At 51.8% G+C, this 21,489-nt stretch carries 18 protein-coding genes and 1 other annotated feature; of the genes, 15 read left to right on the top strand and 3 right to left on the bottom strand.

The annotated features are described in order from the left end of the window. Positions 1 to 49 precede the first annotated feature (49 nt). From KNP71_RS04940 to KNP71_RS04910, 7 genes are all read left to right on the top strand, one after another. Positions 50 to 262: a hypothetical protein gene (locus tag KNP71_RS04940; protein ID WP_214830144.1), complete on the top strand. Its 213-nt coding sequence runs from the start codon at positions 50 to 52 to the stop codon at positions 260 to 262. Further along, complete coding sequence (locus KNP71_RS04935) at positions 259 to 549, top strand: hypothetical protein (RefSeq protein ID WP_214830142.1); 291 nt, start codon at positions 259 to 261, stop codon at positions 547 to 549. The genes KNP71_RS04940 and KNP71_RS04935 overlap by 4 nt, the downstream gene beginning before the upstream one ends. A 294-nt stretch (positions 550 to 843) precedes the next feature. Next, a complete protein-coding gene (locus tag KNP71_RS04930; protein ID WP_214830140.1) occupies positions 844 to 1,845 on the top strand; it encodes a siderophore ABC transporter substrate-binding protein in 1,002 nt (333 codons plus the stop codon). A gap of 24 nt (positions 1,846 to 1,869) precedes the next feature. Further along, complete coding sequence (locus tag KNP71_RS04925) at positions 1,870 to 2,862, top strand: ABC transporter permease (protein ID WP_251130824.1); 993 nt, start codon at positions 1,870 to 1,872, stop codon at positions 2,860 to 2,862. Continuing rightward, the gene (locus KNP71_RS04920; RefSeq protein ID WP_214830139.1) at positions 2,859 to 3,935 is read left to right on the top strand and encodes an iron chelate uptake ABC transporter family permease subunit; all 1,077 of its coding nucleotides are present in this window, start codon (positions 2,859 to 2,861) and stop codon (positions 3,933 to 3,935) included. Before KNP71_RS04925 ends, KNP71_RS04920 begins: the two co-directional genes overlap by 4 nt. Next, entirely contained in the window at positions 3,932 to 4,684 is a 753-nt protein-coding gene (locus tag KNP71_RS04915; protein ID WP_214830137.1) for an iron ABC transporter ATP-binding protein, read from the top strand. Before KNP71_RS04920 ends, KNP71_RS04915 begins: the two co-directional genes overlap by 4 nt. A 17-nt stretch (positions 4,685 to 4,701) precedes the next feature. Then, positions 4,702 to 5,400 carry a ferredoxin reductase domain-containing protein gene (locus KNP71_RS04910; RefSeq protein ID WP_214826602.1) on the top strand — a complete coding sequence of 233 codons (699 nt, stop codon included), beginning with the start codon at positions 4,702 to 4,704 and terminating at the stop codon, positions 5,398 to 5,400. Between the two features lie 3 nt (positions 5,401 to 5,403). Here KNP71_RS04910 and KNP71_RS04905 read toward each other — a convergent pair whose 3' ends face one another. The 3 genes from KNP71_RS04905 to KNP71_RS04895 all read right to left on the bottom strand — a co-directional run bounded on the left by KNP71_RS04905 (position 5,404) and on the right by KNP71_RS04895 (position 7,945). Continuing rightward, positions 5,404 to 5,982 carry an anthranilate synthase component II gene (locus KNP71_RS04905; protein WP_214830135.1) on the bottom strand — a complete coding sequence of 193 codons (579 nt, stop codon included), beginning with the start codon at positions 5,980 to 5,982 and terminating at the stop codon, positions 5,404 to 5,406. Beyond that, positions 5,979 to 7,310: an anthranilate synthase component I gene (gene trpE, locus KNP71_RS04900; protein WP_029594899.1), complete on the bottom strand. Its 1,332-nt coding sequence runs from the start codon at positions 7,308 to 7,310 to the stop codon at positions 5,979 to 5,981. The genes KNP71_RS04905 and trpE overlap by 4 nt, the downstream gene beginning before the upstream one ends. 56 nt (positions 7,311 to 7,366) lie before the next feature. Then, positions 7,367 to 7,590: a binding site (T-box leader), on the bottom strand. A gap of 73 nt (positions 7,591 to 7,663) precedes the next feature. Continuing rightward, the gene (locus KNP71_RS04895; protein WP_051627691.1) at positions 7,664 to 7,945 is read right to left on the bottom strand and encodes a hypothetical protein; all 282 of its coding nucleotides are present in this window, start codon (positions 7,943 to 7,945) and stop codon (positions 7,664 to 7,666) included. A 180-nt stretch (positions 7,946 to 8,125) separates the two neighbouring features. Between KNP71_RS04895 and KNP71_RS04890 the strand changes: the two genes are divergently transcribed. The 8 genes from KNP71_RS04890 to KNP71_RS04855 all read left to right on the top strand — a co-directional run bounded on the left by KNP71_RS04890 (position 8,126) and on the right by KNP71_RS04855 (position 21,429). Beyond that, positions 8,126 to 8,500 carry a nuclear transport factor 2 family protein gene (locus KNP71_RS04890; protein WP_029594901.1) on the top strand — a complete coding sequence of 125 codons (375 nt, stop codon included), beginning with the start codon at positions 8,126 to 8,128 and terminating at the stop codon, positions 8,498 to 8,500. A gap of 153 nt (positions 8,501 to 8,653) precedes the next feature. Then, positions 8,654 to 9,976 carry an Ig-like domain-containing protein gene (locus tag KNP71_RS04885; protein ID WP_021066423.1) on the top strand — a complete coding sequence of 441 codons (1,323 nt, stop codon included), beginning with the start codon at positions 8,654 to 8,656 and terminating at the stop codon, positions 9,974 to 9,976. A 763-nt stretch (positions 9,977 to 10,739) separates the two neighbouring features. Further along, complete coding sequence (locus KNP71_RS04880; RefSeq protein ID WP_125317998.1) at positions 10,740 to 13,145, top strand: Ig-like domain-containing domain; 2,406 nt, start codon at positions 10,740 to 10,742, stop codon at positions 13,143 to 13,145. A gap of 296 nt (positions 13,146 to 13,441) precedes the next feature. Next, positions 13,442 to 13,867, top strand: coding sequence for a hypothetical protein (locus KNP71_RS04875; RefSeq protein WP_235045168.1), 426 nt, complete (start codon positions 13,442 to 13,444; stop codon positions 13,865 to 13,867). Between the two features lie 71 nt (positions 13,868 to 13,938). Then, positions 13,939 to 15,891: an asparagine synthetase B family protein gene (locus KNP71_RS04870; protein ID WP_029594904.1), complete on the top strand. Its 1,953-nt coding sequence runs from the start codon at positions 13,939 to 13,941 to the stop codon at positions 15,889 to 15,891. Between the two features lie 263 nt (positions 15,892 to 16,154). Beyond that, the gene (locus KNP71_RS04865; protein WP_214830133.1) at positions 16,155 to 18,230 is read left to right on the top strand and encodes a bifunctional metallophosphatase/5'-nucleotidase; all 2,076 of its coding nucleotides are present in this window, start codon (positions 16,155 to 16,157) and stop codon (positions 18,228 to 18,230) included. Between the two features lie 199 nt (positions 18,231 to 18,429). Further along, complete coding sequence (locus KNP71_RS04860; RefSeq protein WP_214830132.1) at positions 18,430 to 21,114, top strand: glycosyltransferase; 2,685 nt, start codon at positions 18,430 to 18,432, stop codon at positions 21,112 to 21,114. Positions 21,115 to 21,123: 9 nt separating this feature from the next. Then, the gene (locus KNP71_RS04855; RefSeq protein WP_021066429.1) at positions 21,124 to 21,429 is read left to right on the top strand and encodes a hypothetical protein; all 306 of its coding nucleotides are present in this window, start codon (positions 21,124 to 21,126) and stop codon (positions 21,427 to 21,429) included. Positions 21,430 to 21,489: the final 60 nt, after the last annotated feature.

The following is a 21,489-nucleotide window of genomic DNA, read 5'->3' as shown; positions in this document are numbered from 1 at the left end:
AACACAGGCGATGTATTATGCCGATTTTGATTCATATAACGCTCGTTTAGTGCAGCGATTGGACGCCTTCGATTTTGACGTGTTAGCCGATGGCGCGCAAGACGAGCTGCTGGCACTGATCCTCAAAATCAAGCGCGATGCGGAGGCGACAGAGGAAGAGACGTACACGCTGTTTTTGCCACACCAGCTCGATAGTTACGTCGAGACGTGCATCCTTCGATGTCGACAGATGGTCCAACAGAAGAGTGGGGTGATTATATGATCCAACGACGTTATGCACCGCTTTACGTGACGTTTGGACTTTCTATTTTGACAATCGTGGCGCTGTTCACTGTGAACGGCCGCTTTTTCCCGGATTTGAACTTGATTACGGCCATATGGGTCTACATTGTCCTAGATGTCGCCCTGATTGCCACATTGATTTGGGGCCTGTTCTCAAAAGACAAGACGGTGCGTGTGTTCAGTCTCGTCGGGAATCTTGGATTGATTGTGCCGCTATCGATTTGGATTTTTTTGTTGTTGCTCGCTAACGGGATTTCGGAAGCATAATCGGACAAATGAGAGTGACCGAATGAACTCTATTTACTTAGAAAGTGGACGAACGGTCCGCTTTCTTTTTTTATCGGCACTAGATAGAAAGAATAATATTTCCATTTCCCATTTGAAAATTTGGCATTGCGCAACCTATTTTTGTTTGTTATGCTTCTCAATGAAAACGACAATGATAATCATTATCAGTGAGAAAGTGTCAGTATTCCATACATAGAGCAGAATCGTGAAACAGTTGCGGACTCATTGAGAAGGTCGTCATTCAAAAAACAGATACATAGGGAGATGGAAAGAATGGGGAAATGGAAAGCAGCAGTCATGCTCACATCACTCGTCTTCACGCTAGCCGCATGTGGCAGCACGGACGAGACGAAAGACACAGGAAGTGCGGAAGCCGAGACGGCACCGAAGACGGTTGAAATCACGGACGCGCATGGAACGATTGACGTACCGGTCAACCCGGAGAAGGTCGTCGCACTCGACAACCGGACGTTCGAGACGCTCTCTGATTGGGGAATCGACTTAGTCGCTGCACCAATCGGATTGATTCCGGCGGACTTGCCTTATAAAAACGATAAAGACATCGTTGACGTCGGGATGCACAATGAACCGAACTTAGAAGCAATCGCGGGTGTAGATCCGGATGTCGTCATCGTCGGACAACGATTCGCCGACTATTACGAGGACATTAAAAAATTGGTCCCAGAAGCGGCCGTCATCAACTTGGACATCGAGCTCCCAGAAGATGAAGGTACGACAGGAGAAATCTTGGTGGAAGGCTTTGAGACGACGACGCGCTCACTCGGCCAAATCTTTGAAAAAGAAACAGAAGCAGATGAGCTCATCGCTAGCTTTGAAGCATCAATCGATAGTGTGAAAGAAGCGTACAACGGTGAAGACAAAGTGATGTCAGTTATCGTCTCAGGCGGCGATATCGGCTTCTCGGCACCGAATACAGGACGTGTCTTCGGACCGATGTATGACATCTTTGACTGGACACCTGCCCTCGAAGTAGCGAAAACGACAGGTGACCATCAAGGAGATGAAGTCTCGGTCGAAGCGATTGCGGAGAGTGACCCAGATTGGTTGTTCGTCCTCGACCGTGATGCGGCCATTTCGAGCATGGAAGACGCTGTACCTGCAGCGGACGTGATCGATAACGCACCGGCACTCCAAAAAACGAAAGCCGTGACAGACGAAAAAATCGTGTATGCACCGAACGACACGTACATTAACGAGTCGATTCAAACGTATTCTGAACTATTCAACGATATCGCAGCCGCGCTTTCGAAGTAAGGGAGTCACGTTGTGCAAAAACCAATGACAGCAAGGGTTGAGACATTGTCTCAGCCCTCCTTTTCTAACATATGGACGAAGTCCTTTATCGTAGCAATGCTTGTGGTGTTCATATTGGCGGGCCTTTCGCTCGTGACCGGCGTCTATGACATTCGTCAAGAAGGTGGGTCGGACATGTTTTGGATCACTCGCGTCCCGCGTACGATTGCAATCATGTTGACCGGTGCCGCCATGGCGATGTCGGGACTGGTCATGCAACTGATCACGCAAAACCGTCTCGTCGAACCGACGACGACCGGTACACTCGAATGGGCGGGGCTCGGCCTGCTCGCTGTGTATCTGCTCGTCCCGGCTCCGACGCTCATGATGCGGATGACGGGGGCGATCGTCTTTTCATTCATCGGAACGATGGTCTTCTTCTGGTTTCTGCGCTCGGTCAAACTTCGCTCGTCGTTGATTGTCCCGATTATTGGACTCATGCTCGGGGCGGTCGTCTCGGCCGTGTCAACGTTTCTCGGTCTATTCTTTCAAGCAAGCCAGACGATCGAAGGTTGGTTCGTCGGGTCGTTCGCATCGGTGCAGGTCGGACGTTATGAATACTTGTGGCTCATCATCCTCGTCACGTTCTTCATTTTCATCCTTGCGAATCGCTTGACGCTCGCTGGACTCGGAGAAGACATCGCGACGAGCCTCGGCGTCAACTACAACCGCCTCATCTTGATTGCGACGGGACTGATTGCACTCGCGGTCGGGGTCGTGGCGACGGTCATCGGCAATCTGCCGTTTCTCGGGCTAATCGTTCCGAACATCGTTTCGATGTTTCGCGGGGATGACCTGCGCAGCAACTTGCCATGGGTATGCGTCATCGGGATGGGAACGGTCCTCGTCAGCGACTTGGTTTCGCGGACGATCATCATGCCGTTCGAATTGCCGGTATCACTCATTCTCGGGACGGTCGGATCAATCGTGTTCATCGCGATTCTCATGAGACAACGGAAGACGGGAGAGGTACGATGAGCACACTTATTGAAAATAAGACGAAGCCACGGGTAGCGTATGATGTCGATGGTCGATCCGTGCATACAGAAGAACGGTGTGCGACGGCGTTCCGTTCGAAACGAGAACAGCGCCGCTACTGGCTATTCCTTGCCTTCTTCATCATCGGAGGATTGCTCTGTGCGTTCGGATTACTCGTCTATAACAATCCGGTCCCGTTCGACTCGCCGTCGTTCGTCCCGGTGGTCGAGCGTCGGGTCGTCGCCGTCATCACGATGGCGATTGCCGCGCTCTGTCAAAGCTTGGCGACGGTCGCGTTTCATTCGGTGACGAACAATCGCATCATCACGCCATCGTTGCTCGGGTTCGACGCGCTTTACTCGACGATTCAGACGAGCATGATTTTCTTCTTTGGGGCAGGGGCGTTAATCGGTTTTTCGGGAACCGGTGCCTTTTTGACGCAGGTCGGCCTCATGGTACTTATGAGCCTGCTGTTGTATGGCTGGCTCTTGTCAGGGAAATACGGGAACTTGCAACTCATGCTTCTCATCGGAATCATCATCGGGACCGGTTTGAACTCGGTGTCTTCGTTCATGCGTCGCATGCTCGCGCCGTCCGAGTTCGACGTCCTGCAGGCCCGCTTGTTCGGATCGGTCATGCATGCCGATGCCGCGTACTTCCCGATTGTCATTCCAATCGTGCTTGTCGTCGGGACGTTGTTGTATAGCTTCTCGAATCGCTTGAACGTCGTCGCGCTCGGGAAAGACGTGGCGACGTCGTTCGGAGTGAACCATCGCCGGAGCGTCATCTTTACGCTCATTCTGATTTCGCTGTTAATGTCAGTATCGACGGCACTGATTGGGCCGCTCACGTTCTTCGGATTCTTGGTGGCGACGCTCAGCTATCAAGTGGCAGCGACGTACGACCATAAGTACGTGTTTCCGATGGCATTCGCGCTCGGTTTCTTCGTGTTGACGAGCGCGTATTTCTTTATGTATCACATTCTCAATACACCGAGTGTCGTGTCCGTCATCATCGAACTGTTCGGCGGCGTGATTTTCTTAGCGGTGATTTTAAGGAAGAGGTCATTATGATTCAATTGGAACAAGTACAAAAATCGTATGCGGACGATGTCCGCATCGGCCCGATTACGCTCGATATCCCGAAAGCTGGGTTCACATCGTTGATTGGTCCGAACGGGGCCGGGAAGTCGACGACGCTCATGATGATTGGCCGACTGCTCGATTTGGATGAAGGTCAAATCCAAGTCGCCGGCCTGGACGTGTCGAGTGCGAAATCGAAAGACTTGGCGAAAATCGTCACGATCTTACGGCAAGAGAACCATTTCGTGACGCGTCTCACCGTCCGTCAGCTGGCGGGCTTCGGACGCTTCCCGTACTCAAAAGGACGGTTGACGCAAGAGGATGAACGGATTATCTCGAAATATATCGACTTCCTCGACTTGACGTCGCTCGAGCATCGCTATCTCGATGAATTGTCGGGCGGACAGCGCCAACGGGCGTACGTCGCGATGGTGCTCTGTCAGGAGACGGAATACGTGCTCCTCGACGAACCCCTCAATAACCTCGATATCGCTCGATCGGTCCAGATGATGGAGTACTTGCGCCACGTCGCTGACGAGTTCGGACGGACAATCGTCACGGTGCTCCATGACATCAACTTCGCAGCGAAATATTCGGACCGCATCTGTGCGATGAAAGACGGGAACATCGCCGCCTTTGGTACGGTCGAGGAGATTATGGATGCAGACATCCTATCTGACATTTTCGAGACGAAACTGGAGATTATTCAAGGGCCGTATGGGCCAATCGCAGTCTATTAAAGAAAGGACGGGATTCGATGCAGATTTACTGGACATCGATTCAACAAGTCGTGGAGGAATCAAAAGACACCTACACGTTCAAACTTGAACTGCCGGCTGGCTTCACATGGGAAGAAGGGGCGCACACACACTTCGCGCTCGAGGGGTTTAACAAGGAAGATCGACCGAACCGGACGTTGATTCGCCATATGTCGATCTCGACGTTGCCGCAGGAAGGCGCGATTGGCATCACGACCCGGGTCAAATCGGAATGTTCGACGTTTAAATCGATTCTGCGGGACATGAACATCGGGGACAAGGTCGCCATCTTCAAGACGCATTCGAACGTACCGTTGAAGCGGGAAGGGAAGAACGTCTATCTGTTGTCGTCGGGAGTTGGCATTGCGACGTTCCGTCCGCTCGTGCTCGCGTATTTGGCGAATGGGGAAGGCGTGCCGCACCTTCATTCGTTGAACGTCGATTCCTCACAGGATTATCTGTTCAGCGATGTGTTCGCGTCAACAGCCGCCTTCACGGCCGAGTTCGTCGACAGTCGTCCGGATTATTATCAGCGTGTCGAAACGCTCACCGCAGACAAAGATGGGTTGTTTTATGTGGTCGGTAGCGATGATTTCTTGCATGAGACGATTGCCGCGTTGCGTCAAAGCGGTGTAACGCCAAATCAAATCATGCTCGACAAGCATGATTTTCAATTTGAAGATTTCTTGAAAGCCTAACGTTCAGACCGGGGACACGTTCCTCGGTCTTTTTGAATGGCACAAGTCGACGAAACGCTTGAACAGATCGCGTCCGTTCGGCGTTCCAATCGACTCGGGATGGAACTGGACGCCATATGTCGGGTGTTCGGGATGCTCGAGTGCCATGATGACACCGTCGTGCGTGCGAGCGGTTACGACGAGATCCGTCTCCAAGACGACGAGCGAATGGTAGCGCATGACCTCACTCGGATTCCCATCGAACAAGATGCCCGGTGTCGTCTCAATCATAGACGTCTTCCCATGCATGACCTGCTCGGCCCGTCCGACCGTCCCCCCGAACGCTTCGGCGATGACTTGATGACCGAGACAGACGCCGAGGATGGGGATGGTGCCAGACAAAGAGCGGACGACGTCGAGCGACACACCGGCATCCAGTGGGCCACCTGGACCCGGAGAGATGATGATGCCAGCCGGATTGAGGTCGCGGATCGCGTCGATTGTCAGTTCATCATTACGGATGACCGTCACGTCGCTGAACCGGGCGACATCTTGATACACGTTGTACGTGAACGAGTCGTAGTTATCGATAAGTAGAATCATGCGAACACCTCCAAAAGGGATTTGGCTTTATGCAACGTCTCTTCATATTCTGACACCGGGTCCGAGTCGTAGACGATACCGGCGCCCGCTTGGACGTAGGCCGTATCTCCTTGAACGACCATCGTCCGGATGGCGAGAGCGAAATCATAGCCGCCCCGGACGTCGAGATACCCGACGGCCCCGGCATATACTTCGCGTTTCACCGTCTCCAATTCGTCAATCAGCTGCATCGCCCGAATCTTCGGGGCGCCGGAGACGGTACCGGCCGGGAGACAGGCACGTAACGCATCAATCGGATTCAAGTTGTCACGCAGTTCGCCCTCGACCTCGGAGACGAGATGCATGACGTTTTTGAAGCGCTCGACTTCCATCTGTTTCGGAATCGTGACCGAGCCGACTTTTGCGACCCGGCCGATGTCGTTGCGACCGAGGTCGAGCAGCATCCGATGCTCGGCGAGTTCTTTCTCGTCTTTCACGAGGTCAGCGGCGTGACGAACGTCTTCTTCGACCGTTTTGCCACGGGGGCGCGTGCCGGCGATCGGGTTTGTCGAGACGCGATTTCCCTCGACGCGAACGAGACTCTCCGGGGACGCCCCGAGGACGATCGCCTCGCCTAGGTCGATATAGAATAAGTACGGACTCGGGTTCTGTTTCCGGAGCGTCCGATAGAAGTGGAACGGGTCGCCGGTGAACGTCGCGTCGATGCGTTGGGACAAGACGAGTTGGAACACCTCACCGGCGAGGATGGCTTCTTTCGCCTGCAAGACGCGTTCGACGAATTCATCTTTCCCGGTCAACACCCGTTCACTCGTGCGGACGACAGGGGCGAGCTCGTGTGTCTTCGCCGTCTCGAGTGCCAGTTTGATGTGGTGGAGTCGCTTCTCAGCATCATCATCCCCGGTATCGATCACGATGACCTGCTCCTCGACGTGATCATAGAGAACGACCGTCTCATATCGTTGGAACAAGGCATCTGGCAAACCGCGAGTCTCGCTAGGTGTATTCGGAATCGGTTCATAGACGCGTTGCATGTCATAGCCGATATAGCCGACGGCACCGCCGATGAACGGATAGGGGGCATCCGGCGTGTCTCGCGAAACTAGTTCCGATAACAAGGCGAGCGGGTCGTCCGTGTGCATCGTGCCGGATGCGTCGGTCAATTCGTTGCCTTTGGCGCGAATCGTCTCGACCGGATTGGAGGCGATAATCGAGTAACGGCCATGCTTGCCTTCGGCGCGGCTCTCGAGCAGTACTTTCCGATCTCCCTCTAATCGATGAAAGATGGCCACCGGTGTCAGTTCGTCGCCGTTGATGATGAGTTGTTTCATGTGATCTCCTCCTTAAAAATAAAAAAAGTCCCCCGCCCGACATGTCTAAAAAAGACATGAAGGACGGGGGACCCGTGGTGCCACCTTCGTTGGGGGAGTTCCCCCCCACTCATCGCGAACAATCATTCGCTATCCTCGGTAACGGGAGGACCCGTCAGAGCCTACGTATCGGTCTGAACGCTCAAAAGCCCATTCACGTGAGACACGTCACCGGTTCGCATCGACCACCGGCTTTCTGGAGACGAATCTTCACGCTACTCTTCTTTCTCATCGCGAGTTCGTATGAATGTTATCGTTACTTTAACGGGCTGAAGCAAGAATGTCAATATTGAAACTGTCAGAATGATTAGGGCTCAGGAATGTTTTTCTGTCTGGCGCTCAGTTTTCCGTTTACTGAGAAACGTATAGGCTACGAGAAACGAGGGAATCGGGAAAAGCCAATTCCAAGACGATGGAGAAGTGAGCGTCCCGTAGTACGCGAGGCCCATCGTCATTTCAATTGCGAGATTGAGCACCAACGTGATGAGCGGGGCGATATAAGACTTTTCGAATCGTAATGCAATAAGGACACCGGTCCCGATGGTGAGGATAGGGACGATGACGAGTTGCCAGATGAACGGGTCGATCAAATCCATAAGCATAGCCCTCTCGAAATGGGATTAACTGTATATTGATAAGTATACAGGGAATAGAGGATAAGAAAAAGAATACTACCGATGTGGTTACATTCAATCGAACAATGAAGATGACCATTACAAGTGAGACGACTCGAGCATACGAGTATGTTATGATGGACGCGAAAGGTAGGTACATCAATGGAAACAATCAACTTAAAACAACTTTCTGACGAACGGGCCGAACTTCAAGTCAAGGGCGACCTGGACGCGATGCGCGGCATCATGCATGACGAGTTTCGTTACGTCGACTCGAGCGGACGTCAGTTCGATAAAGAAACATTTTTAGACCAGTTCGTTGACCCGGCGTCTGTCCAGTGGATTACGCAGGAGACCGTCACGTTCGACGAGACGGTGGCTGGTGAGATCGCGCTCGTGCAACTGTTGCTCGAGGAGCGTTTCATTCTCGGGACGAACGCTTACGAAGGCCGGTTCTGGGTGTTGCATGTCTATGTGAAACAAGAAGACACGTGGCTCTGGCAAGGCGGCCAGTCAACAATGATTCATGAGGTGTGAGAACCGTGAACTGCTTTGGGAAACTAAAGCAGTTTTTTTGTGAAATCATTTACCTGATTTATTAAAAATCCGTCATTGTATGAAGTCGAATTATTACAATAGAATTTGGTATTCGACCAATTAACTGTAAAACCTACATAATGGAGGAAAGTCATGAATCATTCATCGTATTTGAAATTGTTCTTAGCCGGTTCACTCATCGTCTCGCCACTCTTGCCGCTCCAAGCGCAAGCAGAAGGATCAACAGAAGAACCACCAGTCGTCGAGACGGTCGACGTCACAGCACCGCTCGCACCTGTCGTCTCGACGCCACTCCATACGTCGAAGTCACTTGTAATTGAAGGAGAGGCTGGCACGACAGCATTGATCGGCATCAACAGCAAAGTGTACACGCGTGTCGTCACGGAAGCGGGGACGGCTCAATTCAACATGAGCCCGCAATCGGTCGGCAAACGGATCTCGGTCAGCTTGCGTGATGCCGCGGGCAACGTCAGTGAGACGACGGAAGTCGTTGTCGCCGTCGATCCGGCCGCACGTCCGGCGACGCCGAAAATCGGAACGGTCAATAACTCGGCTCGTCAAATCGTCGTGACAGGAACGCCTGGCGCGAAAGTGACACTCCAAGTCGGTGCAGCTTCGTACACGGCGCGCTATGACGCGAAAGGCGTCTATCGCCGTGCGACGGTCGCCCTTCCAATCGGAACGGTCATCCGTGCGACAACGGTCGACGCGAAAGGCGCGACAAGCGTCACGCGTTCGACGAAAGTCATTAAAGACGGTGTGGCTCCAGCACGCCCGCGTGTCGCGCAGAGCGTGACGACGACATCGACATCGATCACAGGGACGGCCGAGGCGTATGCGACAGTCTATGCCCAAATCGGAACGAAACTTTACAAAGCGCCGGTCATGTCGACTGGAAAATTCGCGATTAAAATCCCAAAACAAAAACGAGGGCAAGCGATCTCGTTGTATGCGATTGACGGCGCTGGCAATAAAGGCGGCACGCTCAAACTCGGCGTCCAACATGCGCTCTATAACAAGTTCTATCGTTTCCCAGGTCCGGTGACGGTCCACCGTGAAGTGCTCGATAGCTATGGGGAGTTCCGTTATGCGGAGACGTTCGCGCCGGTCTTCTACGGTTCACCGTCGAAAGCGAGCATGCAGTTCTTCCTCAACATCGAATCGGAAGATGGTTTCCTTGAAATGGACACGCTCCGCCTGAAAGTCGGCAGCAAGTCGTATAAAGTGAACCTTGATCAAGACGACATCGAGTACATTGAATACGAGGATGGAACGGTCGCGGAATACGTTGAGTTCAAACCGGATGCGAAGCTCGTCCAATTCGTGAAAGCGAATGTTCGTCCCGAGAACCGAATCGTTGTGACGGTGGAAGGCAGTGAGGACGTCATCGAATGGCCACTCTATGCTGCGGAGAAACGTGCATTCATGGAATCACTCAGTTTCGTCGGTTATTAATCCCCATCAGTTTTAATCGCCCTTCATAGGAGAAGGGCGATTTTTTTTGTTCTCAAAAATAAGGAGCATCGGTGTTGTGTACAACAACAATCCCCGTAATTCAATATCCATTTACTGGATAAAATCAAACATTTCTGCGAAAAGCCCGTCATTTTTTTGTGTATCGTCCATTGGACTCACCTTCAAAAGTCCTATTCGAAAAGTGTAATCATTTATTTAAGAATCCAATAAAGAGATAACTGGTAACGAAATGGTTTATTAAAAAACGTTATCCACATAATTATATGGTATTTAATGGTTAATATTTATCTTCTATTGTAAAATACAAAAATATAATTGGTAATTATATTTTATTATATGGATTTATAAAAATCTAACCTGATGACGGAAGTCTGATCTTGAGTTGATTTATTGATAGCGCTTACTTTGTTGATTTAATGCGATTTTTGTTACACTGGTAATTAATCGAACGCAGAATGTTTATTCTAAATAAAATCATGAAAATGCATTATCATTTCCCTTTTTCGCTAAAAATTCGCTTGTTTCAACTGGAAACGTTATGTATATTATGGATGTAAGCAATCTGGGACGATGCATAGGCTAAAAGTCAATGTATGGTTTTAGATACCTGTTTTTGTATGACTCGAGTCCTATCGATGCTATACATAACTCGGGCAGTAAGGGTGTCTGAGGAGTGATCGAGAGGACCGAGAAAGTCGAAGACGCAGAAATCGCATTTTACCAAAGGGAGGATTTAAACAAGATGGCAAACAAAAAACAATTTGTCACAGCAGCGGCAGCGTTTGCAGTGACAGCGGCAGCGGTCGCACCAGCAATGTCGGCTTCAGCAGCAGTGCCTGTCGTCAAGCTAGGTTCAGATTATGTACGCCAAGGCAATTTGGATGCAGCGCTTGACAAGCAGTACCAAGGATCAGACATCCACTGGTACAAATCTTCAGTCAACCTGAACAAATTGGGAGTCTTCCAAACGGCGGTTGGTTTCGTCAAAGGGAAAGGCATCAAAGTCGAGAAGCGTGTTCGCGTCTTGAACTATGCCCAAGAAGTGGTCGGACCGAAAGAAATGCTCGTCTTCGAAAAAGGGGAAGCTGTTTCGGGAATCCGCACACAGCCGGTCAAATTCGCAGATCGCGTCTACATGAAGCCAGGTTCATGGTCGGGTATCGACACATCGAAAGTCGGCGAGTTCATGGCGACATTCACGTACACGAACAAAGCGTACGGAACGGTCTCAAAATCGTTCAAGTATAAAGTTGTTGAATCAGCTCCAATGGTATCGAGCGTGAAGTTGCTCAATGCGAAAGAACTTGAAATCAACTTCTCGAAACCAGTTGATGCGAGCACACTCCTTTATAACGGTATGCTCAAAGATGGAACGGTCGAAATCGATCACATTCCAGACGCACAACGCCTCAAAGGACTTCGCGGCACGCTCTCGAAAGACGGCAAAACGCTCGTCGTTCGCGCCGAGAAGACATTCGATGGCCGCTACGCCGTGCTTGCTAGCGCGAAAATCGAAGGACTCGACGGCAAAGCGCTCGTACCGTTCAAAGAAATCTACACGTTCGAAGACAACGTGCGCCCGGTCCTTAATGACCCTGAGTACCTTGAAAATAACCGCGTGAAGTTTACGTTCTCCGAGCCGGTCAACGTTGACTCGGAAGATGAGCTCGAGAAGAAACTCGAATTGAAAGATGCTTCTGGCGCTGGCTATAAAGTAGACGTCGACAAACTCTCGTGGGACGGCAAATCGTTCATCCTTGACTTGTCAGACGCACAATTCGTAGCAGGCAAAGACTACAAATTGACACTCGTCGGTCTCCGTGACTTCGCTGGCAACTTCATCTCGCCAAACCCTGTGACGAAGATCGTTCAGAAGAAAGTTATCGACGCGGTCAACCCTTCGGTCGTCGACATGTCTTCGTCGAAACCGGGCTACCTCACAGTCACATTCTCTGAGGCTGTCTACGTGGACCGTTACAACCATGTCGCGAAAATCACGCTTACAAACGGTGATATCGAGGCCGACCTTGATAAAAACGCATGGCTCGACGAGTCAGGCAAAGTCCTCACAGTCCGCGACAACTCGTTCATCGGTCAAATCGATGTGAAAGTGTCTCAGTTCCGCGACCTCGCTGGTAACTATGGCGCAGCTTCGACGAAACTCGTTAACTTCACAAATGATGCGGAAGCACCATACGTGACAGACGTGAAAGTGGAAGTCATCAACGGCAAGAACCACCTCGTCCTCACGTACTCTGAAGAAGTGAAGAAATACAACGATGGCAAGATGTACGGTTCGTACATCACGCCAAACGGAGTCGAGAAGAAAGTTGCCGAGTGGACAGACGCATCTTACTACTCGAAGAACCAAATCAAGACGCCAATCTCGGATCTTGAGCTTGGAAACTACTCGGTCAAACTTCCGGCGAACCTCGTGAGAGACGTTGTCGACAACGAGAGTGCTGAGCAATCAATCAAGTTCTCGATCGTCTCGAGCCCAATCGAGAAAGAGAAGCCGACGTTCGATGGCTACTACTTCCAAGAGAAGGACAACAGCACACTTTACCTCAAGTTCAGCGAGAAACTCGATCCGTCGTCACTCAACTTGGGCAACTTCTTGATTGAAGGTCAAGCGATCGCTGAGAAGGCTGTCTTCCTCAGTGAGAAGCGTGACGTCATCAAGTTGACGCTCGCAGAAGGCGCGATCCAAACGTCTGGTAAGTATGCGTTCGTGATCCAAAACATCAAGGATGTAGCGGGCAACGTCATGGATACAGTCTCGTTGAACGAGAAGTTCGCGGAGAACGACCTCCCAGGCTTGACGAAAGCTGAACTCACGTCGAACAACGTATCGGGCGACTACGCGATCATCACGCTCACGTTTGATGAGTCGATTGCGAAGTACTCAATCGAAGATGGCTACGAAGACTTCAAAATCTTCGTCGGCGACGCGGATCTCTCGAAATCTGCGAAAGTCACAGAAATCATGGGATCGCAGTCGAACCAAGTTCAAGTCACGATTGACCGTGTGTTGACTCCGGCCGAGACAGCGAAGACGCTCACGCTCAAACCAGGCGCTGCGTTCGAAGTCCTCGACCTCGAGAACAACAAACACCCATTGTTCACTTCGGTGAACATCGCTAAGTAATTAGCGTTGACCTTCATTGACCCTCCCTTAGGGTTAAATAGAGCAAGGCCTTCGGGCTGCGCCATCTTGAAACCGGTAGCGTTTGACGCTACCGGTTTTACTATGTATGAAACTGCAATAAATACATATTAATCCCAATTTATTATGGAAATTTAAAACAAGTACGGTATGATTATATTGTACTAGTTTTGGGTGAACACTTTATAATTTGGAGGGGGATTATGAGTCGATCACAACGGAAACAGAGGCAAAAGTTTCAAGTTTTCATCAGGACGTTTGTCCTGGTTTTTCTGGTCATGGCGGGCATCATTTACGAACAAAAACAAGAAGCCGAGGCCGATGAGGTGTTGCTTCCGTCCGTAACGGGAAGTGAATTAAGATTCAGCGGCATGGCGTTGCGGCTTGATCCGCAAGGGTTATACATACACGCGAACGGGAGCCATAAACCGCTTGGCTTTACCCAAGCCTATATTGAACCAACGCGGGGCTACATCGTTGTCCGACGCGATCGGGCCGATTCGGTCGTCTCCATTATCGCCGAACCGGATGAGACGCTCACGAAGCGGGGCATCACAATCGGGGCGTCCGGGGGTGGGACGGTGACACATTTGTTTGTCTATCAGAACGGCGTCCAACTGAACATGGCTGATCCTGTGGATTATGCCAAGACGGCTGGCGTCTTCTCCAATATTTGGATGACCATTATTAGTCAGAGTCGATGAGTCGCCGGCACGACCGGTGCTCGTCTTTTTTAGAGTCGCGGAACGAATTTTCTATAGAATGAGGGAAAACGATGCAAGCTTATCAACGTGGATTTTTAATGACCGCTACCCGGCTACAACGTGAAGGATGGGAAACAATCACTTTGCCGAACGGTGATTTCTTTTATTATGAACCGCTCAGTCCGGTCGACTTGATTCAAGACGGTGCACGCTGGCTCCTCGCTTTCGGGGACATCCTCGACATCCGAGCGCAACAGCGTGACCGACAGGGAGTGCTCGAACGATTGAACGGGCAAGACGTAGATGCATTTCATGAGGCGCTCGACTTCATGGGTGGCCGCTACGTGTTGATTCGGGGTGACGACACGTCAGTTCGCCTCTATCATGACGCGACCGGGATGCGGGGTGTCTACTTTACGACGGATGCACCGCTGCGAGCGGCGTCGCATCTCGAACTGTTGCAAGAAGACGTCCAGTCCGAGGCGCACCCGCTCTGTTCGGACGAATTGCGACACCATAACCATTATCACTTGCCAGGTCATTTCACGATTTATGCGTCGATTCGTATTCTCGTCCCGAACCATTTCGTGGACGAGACGAACCGGATGACACGCTATTATCCACGGCGTCCGCTCGATGCGTTGCCGGTCGAGGCGGCCATCGAACCGCTACGGACATGGTTCGACAATCAGCTGCATCAGCTGCTCGAGTCGGACGAACGCATGATTTTCTCGCTCACGGCCGGGATTGACAGTCGCCTGTCGTTGGCGCTTCTCAAACCGTTCCTCTCGAACATCGAAACGTTCACGTATCAGAACGTGGCGGCAGGTCATCACGTCGAATCGCTCGATATCGATGTCGAAGTCGCAGCGATGATGGCGCGTGACCTTCAGTTTCGCCATCGCGTCATCCCAGTCGATGACCGAGCGTTTGAACAAGCCGAGGAGACGCGGGCATTCCGTTCGATGTTGCGGCAAAGCGTGACATCCCGTCACGGCCATGCCCACGCGTACGAATATATGAAACTGTACAAAGACCGTCCGACGCGCCACTTGCGCTCGAACATCCTTGAAATCGGGCGAGCGTTTTATCGGAAGAACCGGACGCTGCCGGCCGAGTTGACCGTCGAAGGGGCGATTCGTTGCTATTCATGGAAATCGCGGGAAGACGAGCGTGTCGTCTCGCTTTGGACGTCCTACGTGGCCGCAGTCGGTTTGACGACTGAGACGCTGCACGGCTACGATCCGTACGACTTGTTGTATTGGGAGTATCGGATGGGCGTCTGGCACCAGCAAGTACTCGCCGAGAGCGATGTCGCGTTTGAGACGTATATCCCGTTCAACGCCCGCGCCATCCTCGAACTGTTCTTGACACCTGATTATGGGGATCGGTTATACGCCAAACTATTTTATGAAGTGATTGGTCACGAATGGCCGGTGCTCGCGTTCTGGGGTGTGAACAAGCGGGACACAATGCGTGACTATATGCATCCAACGCTCGACCAAGGGTGGATGGCGCTCGATGGGGTCATCACGAGCGGCCGTTTGGACGAGACGACGATCCCGTTGACCGTCCGGCGCTTGACGACGAACGTGTCATACCACCTCGAGGCGAACACGATGCAAAAAGGCGACCACATGGCGTACTCACAAATCCTGACGACGAAACCGGGACAGACGTATCGTTTGAATTTGAACGTGCTCAACCCGTTCGAGAAGCGGTCGTCGCTCGGCTTGGGACGGATGCGCTATGAGATTTGGGTCGACGGTGTGCTCTATTTATCCGAAGATATCGCCGCTTGGGGCGGACCGAACCAAGTTTGGGTCGAGTTCGCTGCAACGGCTGACGCGACGGAACTCATGGTCCGGACGGTCGCCCTTCGTGATTGTGGGCCGAACAAATGGGGCGCGGCCTCGAAGATGCAGCTCGAGGCGCTCCGTCTCCAAGAAATCGAGCACGGGCATTTGAAGGCAGGGGCGTCGAGTCCGTTCACCCAGCTTCATGAACTGATTGAAACCGAATAAGGTCTTTTTGCCTAACGTATTTAAATTTCCATGGAATCCCTCGATGTTGCAATCGGGGGATTTTTTGGAAAAGATACACGGAATTAACGAAAAATTAATTGTATTTACTAGTGGAATTGGATATGTTTAGAGAGGAAAGTGGTCTCTGAAACGATAGGTCTGAAGACGGAATAGGGAGCAAGGCCGATTATGATCCGTTAGACATTGTAAGCGCTATCATTCGTTTTAGTTCTGCTTCACCACATTTGAAAGGGGAAAATCAAATGCTCACACGTAAAACGAACAAGTTGTACGCTTCACTCGCTGTGGCGGCCATCACCGCTTCATCGATCGTTCCGGCAGCGACAGCTGACGCGGCACCAAAAGTTAAGACGGTCAAACTGAAAGCCGACTTCGTCCGCGGAGGCGACCTCGAAGCGTCACTCGATAAGACATATCAAGGTGCCAACATCCATTGGTACAAGTCATCGGTGAAGTTGAACAAACTCGGTACATATCAAACGGCGAAAGGGATCGTGGTCGGCAAGGGGATTAAAGTCGAGAAGCGTGTCCGCGTCTTGAACTATCCGGTTGCCATCGAACCGGGGGAAGCACTCTCGTTCAAACAAGGGGAGAACGTACCGAGCGCACTTCGTCTCGATGTTCGCTTCGCGAACGGTACGGTCGAGCGTCTCGTCCGTGTTCACGACATCGATACATCAAAAATCGGTTCGTTCACGGCTCATGCGAAATTTACGAGCAATGGCCGCACAATCGAAGCTGAACTTCCATATTCGGTCGGTGGGAACACGGTATCGTTCATGCACACGAACGACACGCACGCTTCACTCGACTTGGCGCCGAAACGCGCAACAGCGGTTAAACAAGTCCGCGCCGAGAAGCCGAACGCACTCTTGATTGACGCTGGGGACGTATTCTCAGGTTCACTTTACTTCAACAAGTTTGAAGGAATGGCTGACTTGAAACTCATGAACTACATGAAGTACGACTTGATGACACTCGGGAACCACGAGTTCGATCTCGGTGGCGACGAAGACGGCAACGCCGAACTTGCCAAGTTCATCCGCTACGCGAACTTCCCGTTCGTCAGCTCGAACCTCGACTTCTCAGCAGACACAGACTTGAACCCGCTCTTCCGTGACGCGGTGACAGACAAGCCATATAACGGTCGTCTGTATGAAGGCGTCATCAAAGAAGTAGACGGCGTCAAAGTCGGATTCTTCGGTCTCACGACAGAAGAAACGTCTGAAATCGCAAGCCCGGGCAACGCCCAGTTCCAAGACTACATCGCGGAAGCGAAAGCGGCTGTCGCAGCGTTCGAAGCAGCTGGCGTCAACCAAATCGTCGCCGTCACGCACTTAGGTTACGATGACAACCCAGCAGTCGACAACGACCAAATCCTCGCGGAAGAAGTCGAAGGCATCGACGTCATCATCGGCGGACACTCGCACTCGCTTCTCGCGAAGCCGGAAGTGAGAAACGCGGATACGGACAACCCGACGTTGATCGTCCAAGCGTATCAATATAGCCAATACCTTGGCACACTTGACGTCACGTTCGACCAAGACGGAAAAGTCGTCGCCCATGAGGGTGCTTTAATCGATGTGACGAAACTTGAAGCGGACGCGAAAGCGACTCAACTCCTCGCACCGTTCAAAGAAGAAGTCGATGAGTTGAAAAACCAACCGACTGGCGCTACAGCTAAAGTGGCACTCACGAACCCACGTACGAGCGACGTCGGCAACACGACGGGCGAGAGCGTCCGTAAGAACGAGACGCCACTTGGAAACCTGATTACGGACGGCATGCTCGCGAAAGCGAAGACGTTCAACGCAGATGTCATCGGCGCGATTCAAAACGGCGGCGGCATCCGTGCGGCGATCGATGCTGGAGATATCACGTTGGGAGATGTGCTCACGACGCTTCCGTTCGGGAACACGCTCGCAATCGCTGACCTCACAGGGACAGAGATTTACCAAACGTTCGAGCGCAGTGTCGGACCGCTTCCGAACGAAAACGGTGGCTTCCTTCACGTCGCTGGCTTGAAAGTGACGTACGATAGCTCGAAACCGTCAGGCTCACGCGTGACGAAAATCGAGTATTTGAAAGACGGTGCTTACGTCCTCGTAGCGAACGACGCAACGCAGTATAAAGTCGCAACGAACGCGTTCACAGCGAAAGGCGGCGACGGCTTCGCAGAACTCGGCGCAGCCTACGCACAAGGCCGCGTCCAAGACCTCGGTCTGTCGGACTGGGAAAACTTGCGTGACCACGTGCAAAGCCTTGTTACGGTCGATCCGAAAGTGGAAGGTCGCATCGTTGACGAAGCAGCTAATTAAGCAGTCAAACTCTCCTGATGATTCAGGGGAGTTTTTTTGTTACCGGTTCAAAAAGTCGGGTATTACAAAAGAGGGGAATGGTGAACCAGTGGATTGTCATCTGACTGAAATTGCTTGCCTACCTGATATTTGGTACTATGACAGAGGATGTAGGTATGACACCTACGATACGACATGAGGAAAGAATGAGGCGAATTGAATGGATGTAAGACGATTATTGTCCGACGTTCAGGCGCATACGAAATGGGTACGTGCCGAGCGGGAACGGATTTCACTAAAAGAACCGCTGGATGAAGGCGATGTCATTCTCATCAATGACTTGCCGTCTTTGACGAAGAAAACGCAACTCCCGTATTGGGATGAGCAAAAGCTCGAAGCGTATCATACTGGCCTCCAACAAGAGTGGGACTTGGCGACCGAGCGCTTCCCGAACGACTTACCGGAATATCCGACATCGAACGGGAGTACTTACTATAAGAAGAAACTCATCGATGTGGCGTTCGTCGGACCGGTCGAACGGGCCGAGGTATGGAACAACGTCTGCAATATTCATACGTTCAAGACGGTCACCGAGTTTTTAGAACTCATCAACGCCGGAGTCAACATTGAATTCTTGATGATTAGCCCAATCCTTCCTGGAGAAGCGGCCACGAGTTTTGAACATATGGGCACACCGCGGTCGCACTCGCGCGAATGGCTTGAAAAGCTAGTCAAACAAGCGAACTATCGCGAGATTCCGACTGTATTCCATACGGAAATGGACACGAACCATTACGCACGTTTCGCCTCACTCGCAGCGAAATGTGACGTCGTCTTCACGGCCAATGAAGAGCGGGTACAAGACTATACGGAACTGTGCAAACATGACCGTGTCTTCGTCATCAAACCGTTCGTCAATCAGTTCGTCCATAACCCGATCGGCATGACGCGCGCCCGTTTGAAAGACGTGCTCGTCACGAATGAGTTCCCGATGCGAAAAGCGTTCTTGGAAGACGTCGACAAATTGATGGATGGCGTCTTAGAGACGGACCACCGTCTCCATGTCGTTAAATCGGACTGCGAGCAGAACGAAGAAGTCGGCGAAGCGCATCGTCAGTATCTCGTCGCGAGCGAGACCGACATGGACCGCTTGAAAAAGTCGGTCGATTGGGTCCTTCACGTCAACGAAGTGAAAAACAGTCCGAGTTACTGTGCGCAAGAGATTTACGATGCACAGGCGCGCGGCAACCTCGTCTTGACGAACTATAATATCGCCGTCAACAACGATTTCCCGAACGTGTTCATCGCCACGGGCCGTCTCGACGCGAAACAGATTTTGAACATGTTCAAGACTGAGGATGAAATGTATCGTCAACAGCTATCTGGCATCCGGACAATCATGTCAGGACACACGATGCACGACCGCTTCGAAGAGATGCTGTTCGCGCTCGGACTCGAGACGGAAACACTCGGGGCTCGTCCGGTCCTCGTCGTCGGATCAGGTGACGAGTCGCATCTTCAAGCCATGGTTGCTGACCAAACGTATGACAACGTTCGTTTCCGCATGGCCGACGCCGTAACGGAGACTGATTTGCAGGAAGCGGCGTTCGTCGCGTTCTTCGACTCGGCGTACATGTATGAAGCTTATTATTTAGAAGATTTGATTAACGCTTTCAAATATACGGACGTGTCGTTCGTGACAAAAGCGGCCTACTTCGACGGAGAGACGTTCGTCGAAGGGCCGGAACATGACTACGTGACCGACGTGACCGATGTGCACCGTTCCGTGTTCGTCGCCGAGCAGCTGTCACATAAAGAAGTCGTGACGCGGACGCTCAAGAGCCGTAGCTTGCCGGGCTACGCTGTCGATCGCTATGAGCTCGTTAAAGGTGAGGTCATCGTAACAGCGAACGCGCCGGGCACGTATAAACTGTCCGTCGTCGTGCCGGTCTATAACAATGGTCGTTACTTGTACAACAAGTGCTTCTTCAGCTTGAAGCGGAGCACGATGTTTGACGATATGGAGATTTGGCTCGTGGATGACGGTTCGACCGACAACGAGACGAGCCGTTACGTCGAGCGCTTGGCGCGCGAACATGCGAACGTCTACACGTACTCGTTCGCAGACGGCGGCAGCGGCAGTGCCTCACGCCCTCGTAACAAAGGTGTCGAGCTGGCGACGACTCCATATATCGCTTTCCTTGACCCGGACAACGAGGCGGTCAACGATGGTTATCATGAGCTGTATCAGTTGATGACGCGCGAACCGGGACTCGATCTCGCCGTCGGCAGCATGTTGAAGCTGTCGAACCGCGAAGCGATGATCGAACTTGAAGGGCTCGAGAAAGGCGGCATCCGCATGATTGAAGACCCGCGTGCCTACCTGCTCGAGCACAACTTCAAAGTGCAAAGCATCCAGGCGATGGTCATCCGTCGCGACTTCATCGTCGACAACGGCTTGAAACAAGTCATCGGGGCGGTCGGTCAAGATTCGCTCTTCTTCCAAGAGATGTTCTTATCGGCCGAACGTGTCGCACTCGTCGACTTGACGATTCACGACTATTACGCGGCCGTGGCGGGATCGACCGTCAATACGATCACCCGTCGTTACTTCGAGAAATGTGTGTTGCGCGAGACGGCCCGGGCGAAGGCGTTCGAGCGTGAAGGTGTGCTCGATGTCTATCGTGAGACTCGCTTCGAACGGTTCTTTGAGCTATGGTATCTCCAGTTCATCCGCCGGTCGCGGGACGAGGACTTCTTCGGCAACGCCGATTTGTTATATGCCATCTACGAGCAGTTCAAGCCGCTCGAACCGAAGAGCTCCCGCTTCAAACAGTTCATCGATCTGTATGAGAGCGGTCAAAAAAATGAATTGAAACGTCTGTATTTCGACGTATTCCGTTGAGGTGACAACATGAGTGAACAATTGAAACAAGAAAAGAACCTTCTCGAGATGCAGCTCGCTGAACAAATCGAGGAAAATAAACGACTTCAACGTGAATACCGCATCACGAGCCAACAATATCAACGTCTGTTGCATCGGTACGCCGAACTGCTCTATACGGTGGAATGGATTTCAAAAGAAGTCGATAAGGCCGATAAACGCTATCGCCAACTTAATCGTAAATATCAAAGTTTGACCCAGTCGAAAGTCGGAAAAGGATTGCTCGCAGCGCGTGCCGTCCGAAGCCGTGTCGGCAAAATCGTCAAACGGAAATGACCAGCCGGGAGCGACATGTGATGTGTCGCTTCCTTATTAGTGAAATCGAGGGGAATACCC

This window comes from Exiguobacterium sp. s56 (assembly GCF_018618255.1).
GTDB lineage: Bacteria > Bacillota > Bacilli > Exiguobacteriales > Exiguobacteriaceae > Exiguobacterium > Exiguobacterium chiriqhucha.
This window is presented reverse-complemented; position numbering and strand designations above follow the sequence as displayed.